Origin of the sequence: Rhodococcus gannanensis, assembly GCF_042681175.1 — a bacterium.
Lineage (GTDB): Bacteria > Actinomycetota > Actinomycetes > Mycobacteriales > Mycobacteriaceae > Rhodococcus_G > Rhodococcus_G gannanensis.
This window is the reverse complement of record NZ_JBHUFB010000010.1, coordinates 116,818-121,343: the sequence shown is the minus strand read 5'-3', so window position 1 is coordinate 121,343 and position 4,526 is coordinate 116,818. Positions and strand designations below refer to the sequence as shown.

Genomic DNA, 4,526 nt, shown 5'->3' with positions numbered 1-4,526 from the left:
CGTCGAGGCCGCGCGACCGTACCGCGCGGCCTCGACGCCGATGGACGGACTGTCACGGAGCGAACGGGACGTCCTGGTGCTGCGGACCGCGGTGGGCCTGAGCGCGGCCCAGGCGGGCGAGGCGCTGGGGTGTTCGGTCGAGAGGGTTCGCCTCGATCAGCATTCGGCCCTGCAGAAGCTCCGCGCCGCGGCCTGAGTGAGTCCGTCGGTCGCGGTGACCGACCTGGCGCTCACTTCCGCCGGGTCGGACTGACCACCAGGACCACGCCGACGACGACGGCGACCGCGATGAGCAGCCACTTCGCGTGACCACCCGCGACGGCGCCGATGCCGACGGGCCCGACGAACGCCCACAGGCTGACCAGGAGCGCAGCGACCCCCGCGAGGAGCAGTCCGGGGGACGGTCTGCGGCGGGTGGCGGCGGTGTCGGTGTCGGTGTTGTCAGCCACGGTGAACCTCCAGATTTCCCATGCGGCCGTTCATGTTCAGGGTGAGCACCGGGCCGTCGGTGCCGTCCGCGCCGCCGGTCAGGCCTTCAGGCAGGCACTGCGCGTCGCCGACCGTCATCGAGCAGTGGTTGACGACATTCATGTTCTCGGGGACGAGAACCGTGAACGACCCCATTCGCAGGTCGACGTCGACGGTCTTGTCCTCGGTCAGTTCGAGTGCGCTCAGGTCGAGCGTGAACTCTCCGAACCGGCCGGTGTACTCCGGTTGTATGTCGGCCGCGGTCGCGGGCGTCCAGGTACGGGTGCCGACGGTCCCGGACTCCCAGTCGATCGGTCCGACCAGCGACGCGAGAATCACGAACCCGGTCAGCGGCCCGGTGACGACGAGCAGGCCGTAGCCGCGTCGCAGGAAGGCCCCGGCGACGAGTCCCACACCGATCACGGCGAGTCCGACTGCCCCGATCCGCCCGGGTGTCAGCCACTCCCATCCGGTCGCGGCGGCGAGCGCCCAGGCAGCGGCGGTCGCGAGGATCGCCAGACCCAGCACCACCGACGTCAGGCGGGACTTCGGCCGCTCCGGCCTCGGCGCAGGCAGCGTCGGAGCTGGCGCGGGCTCGGGCAGGTCCCAGGCGAACGGCGCGACGCCGAGCGGGTCCCAGGCCGGTGGGGCGGTGACGTCGGTCGGCGGTGCGGGGTCGGGTGCTGTCGGACCCGACTGGTCCTCGCCGGCCGAGGTCGGTGCCGTCGGCGTGCTCGACGCCGACTCGGCCGTCGTTCCCGATGCCGCACCCGGAGTCGCCGTGGCTGCGCTCGACGGCGACGGCTCGTAGGTCTTCGGCAGCGTCGCGAACACACCCGAGGACGTGTACGCGGAGGTGTCGTACCCGGACGGGAACCCCGTCGCCTGCGGGAATCCGGGCGGCGGAACGGAGATGCCGGCCCAGGGATCGGAGTCGGGGAGGGATGCGGGCGGGTACGGGCGACGCTGGAACAGCAACCAGAGTCCACCGAGCATCAACGCCAGGCTGAACACACCGGATCCGCCGAAACTCACGCCCAGCGGACCGAGCGTGCTGAGAGCGATCATGAGTGCGACGACCAGGACGATCGTCTTCGTCCCCGACTCGGAGCTGTGGCCGCGGCCGAGCAGCGACTCCGCCGCGGAGGTGTCGTCGCCCGCACGGGGCAGCAGCAACCATCCGGCGAGATAGAGGACGATGCCGGCGCCGCCGAAGATGGTCGAGACGACGAACGCGATCCGGATCAGGACGGGGTCGACGTCGTAGCGGCGGCCGACGCCGGCGGCGACGCCGGCGATCGGGCCGCGGCGCGGCAGTCGCACGGGCCGGGTTCGCCACAACTGGTTCAGCTGCTCGGAGAAGGTCGCTGTGCTCATGCCGTCCATCGTGGGCTCCGTGCGCCCGCCCACGCATCAGGGATCGACCCTGATATTTCGGGTGCGGCGGGTGGCCCGGAGTCAGGGTTGTGCCCTGATGCGCGGGGCCGCGGCCGCATGCCACCATCGACGGTGTGCAGCCGATCCCACGTGCCCAGACTCCGGTGACGGCCCCGGCGCCGCCGTCGATCGAGGGTCCGCCTCGGCTCGAACGGCGGGTCGGTGGCCGGGTCATCGGTGGTGTCGCGGGCGGTCTCGCCGATCACCTCGGAGTCGACGTCTTCAAGGTTCGGGTGGCGTTCGTGCTGCTCGGTGCCCTCGCAGGTGCTGGTATCACCGCCTACGGCCTGCTGTGGATCTTCACGCCGCCCGGCACCGACACCGAGCGTCCCAGCCGCGCCGAGCGGCAGCGGGCACTGGGTCTCGCCGTCCTCGGTCTCGCACTGGCCGCGATCCTCGGGATACTCGCGAGCGGCACGGCCGCCGAGGTGCTGGTGCCCGTCATCGTCGTTGCCGTCGGTGCGGCACTGGTGTGGCGCGAGTACGACTCCGACGGACCCCGCTCGGTGTTCGGCCTTCCGCAGAGTCCGACAGTCCTCACGTGGGCGCGGATCCTCGGCGGCATCTCCCTGATCGTCCTCGGTCTCGGTGTGGTGGTCCTCGCGCAGGTCGATCTCGCGTCGCTGCGGTCGTCACTGCTCGCGGTGGTCGTCACCCTCGTCGGGATCGGCCTGCTGACGGTGCCGTTGTGGCTGCGGATGTGGCGGGACCTCGGGCGCGAGCGAGCCGCCCGCATCCGCAACGAGGAACGCGAGGAGATCGCCTCGCACCTGCACGACTCAGTACTGCAGACCCTCGCCCTGATCCAGAAGCAGGCCGATTCGCCCCTGCAGGTGCAGCGGCTGGCCCGCAGCCAGGAACGGGAGCTGCGGAAGTGGCTGTTCGGGGAGGGGGAGGCCGCGCACGCGAGTCTGGCCGAGGCGCTGCGCACCATCGCGGGCGAGGTGGAGGACCAGTACGGGGTGGCGGTCCAGACGATCACGGTCGGCGACGTGCGACTGGATCTGCCCGAGGCGGAGTCGGGGATCACCACGGAGGCGGTCACCGCGGTTCTCGGCGCCACGCGCGAGGCACTGGTCAACGCGGCGAAGCACTCCGGTGAGTCGAGTGTCGACGTCTTCGCCGAAGCGGGGACCGCCGAGCTGAACGTCTTCGTCCGGGACCGCGGTGTCGGGTTCGACGTCGAGGCGATCGCCGGCGACCGGCAGGGACTGGCCAGGTCGATCCGGGCGCGCATCGAGCGGCGCGGAGGCGAGGTCGCCGTCGACTCCACCGTCGGACGCGGCACCGAGATCCGGATCACGATGCCGCTGGGTCCCGAGGACAGCGACGACGGTGGCCTAGAGTGGTCGGAGCAGTCGGCCCGACCCAAGGAGCAGCCCCGGTGACGTCCCCCGGAAGCAACCACGCCGCGCCACACCACGGGGACCACCCCGAATCCGGTTCTCCGGACGCCACATTCCGGGTGTTCCTGGTCGACGACCACGCCGTCTTCCGGTCGGGTGTGCGGGCCGAACTGGCGACGGAGCCGGACATCGTCGTGGTCGGCGAGGCCGGTGGCGTCGCCGAGGCGATCGCCGGGATCGACGCCACCGCACCGGATGTGGTCCTGCTCGACGTCCACATGCCGGACGGGGGAGGCGTAGCCGTGCTCACCGGCATCGCCGACGGACCGGTGTGCCTGGCGCTCAGCGTGTCCGACGCCGCGGAGGACGTGATCGCGGTGATCCGGGCCGGTGCCCGCGGATACGTCACCAAGACGATCTCGGGTCGTGAACTCGCGGACGGCGTCCGGCGCGTGGCCGGCGGCGACGCGGTGTTCAGTCCGCGTCTCGCCGGTTTCGTGCTCGACTCGTTCACCGGACGGTCGGCGGTGCCGGAGCCTGCGCTCGACCCGGAACTCGACTCGCTGACTCCCCGCGAACTCGAGGTGCTGCGCCTGCTCGCCCGCGGCTACACCTACCGGGAGATCGCCGAGACCCTGGTGATCTCGGTGAAGACCGTCGAGACGCACGCCTCGAACGTGCTGCGCAAGACGCAACAGTCCAACCGGAACGCCCTCACCCGCTGGGCGCATCGCCGCCGCATCGAGTGACATCCGGCGGTCGCCGGTGGGCTGAATGTGACATCGTGCGCATTGAACGCGCACCGTGTGACATTCAGCCGTACACCCGCCCGCCGGCGCGGGCACGGCGCACCACCCAGCCGAGGGCCGTCGCGCTCACCAGTGCGGCGAGGGGCAGCGACACGAACAGCGGTGAGGCGAGCGCCGCGACCAGGGCGAGCATGGGCACGAGCAACTCTCCCGGCGTGGGCCGGTAGGTCGGTACGACCTGACGGCTGGTGTACGACGGAGCCGGGCCCGCTCTCATTCCCTCACCTCGACGGGACCATGACCACGTCCGACGTGCGCCTCGGCGTGCATCCGCTCGACCATGTGCGGGTAGTGCAGCTCGAACGCGGGGCGCTCGGACCGGATCCGCGGCAGTTCGGTGAAGTTGTGCCGCGGCGGCGGGCAGGTGGTGGCCCACTCCAGCGAGTTGCCGTAACCCCACGGGTCGTCGACCGTGACGACCTCGCCGTACCGGTAGCTCTTGAAGACGTTCCAGATGAACGGCAGC

6 protein-coding genes and 1 pseudogene are annotated in these 4,526 nt (G+C 71.2%); 3 read left to right on the top strand and 4 right to left on the bottom strand.

The window, feature by feature from the left end; all coding sequences use genetic code 11:
- A partial coding sequence (locus ACFSJG_RS11505; protein WP_378485365.1) for a sigma factor-like helix-turn-helix DNA-binding protein occupies positions 1-196 on the top strand: 196 nt, incomplete at its 5' end.
- A gap of 34 nt (positions 197-230) precedes the next feature.
- Here the strand turns inward: ACFSJG_RS11505 and ACFSJG_RS11500 are convergent.
- Positions 231-449: a hypothetical protein gene (locus ACFSJG_RS11500; protein ID WP_378485364.1), complete on the bottom strand. Its 219-nt coding sequence runs from the start codon at positions 447-449 to the stop codon at positions 231-233.
- Positions 442-1,845 carry a PspC domain-containing protein gene (locus ACFSJG_RS11495; RefSeq protein WP_378485363.1) on the bottom strand — a complete coding sequence of 468 codons (1,404 nt, stop codon included), beginning with the start codon at positions 1,843-1,845 and terminating at the stop codon, positions 442-444. The genes ACFSJG_RS11500 and ACFSJG_RS11495 overlap by 8 nt, the downstream gene beginning before the upstream one ends.
- 134 nt (positions 1,846-1,979) lie before the next feature.
- Here ACFSJG_RS11495 and ACFSJG_RS11490 point away from each other — a divergent pair, with 134 nt between their 5' ends.
- Complete coding sequence (locus tag ACFSJG_RS11490) at positions 1,980-3,293, top strand: ATP-binding protein (protein WP_378485362.1); 1,314 nt, start codon at positions 1,980-1,982, stop codon at positions 3,291-3,293.
- 77 nt (positions 3,294-3,370) lie between these two features.
- Positions 3,371-4,000 carry a response regulator gene (locus ACFSJG_RS11485; RefSeq protein ID WP_378485949.1) on the top strand — a complete coding sequence of 210 codons (630 nt, stop codon included), beginning with the start codon at positions 3,371-3,373 and terminating at the stop codon, positions 3,998-4,000.
- Between the two features lie 64 nt (positions 4,001-4,064).
- Here ACFSJG_RS11485 and ACFSJG_RS11480 read toward each other — a convergent pair whose 3' ends face one another.
- Together ACFSJG_RS11480 and ACFSJG_RS11475 are read right to left on the bottom strand one after the other, a co-directional pair.
- Entirely contained in the window at positions 4,065-4,277 is a 213-nt protein-coding gene (locus ACFSJG_RS11480) for a hypothetical protein (protein ID WP_378485361.1), read from the bottom strand.
- Positions 4,274-4,526 (bottom strand): annotated as a pseudogene (locus ACFSJG_RS11475) (cytochrome ubiquinol oxidase subunit I); the annotation flags it as partial. The pseudogene ACFSJG_RS11475 and the gene ACFSJG_RS11480, both read right to left, overlap by 4 nt.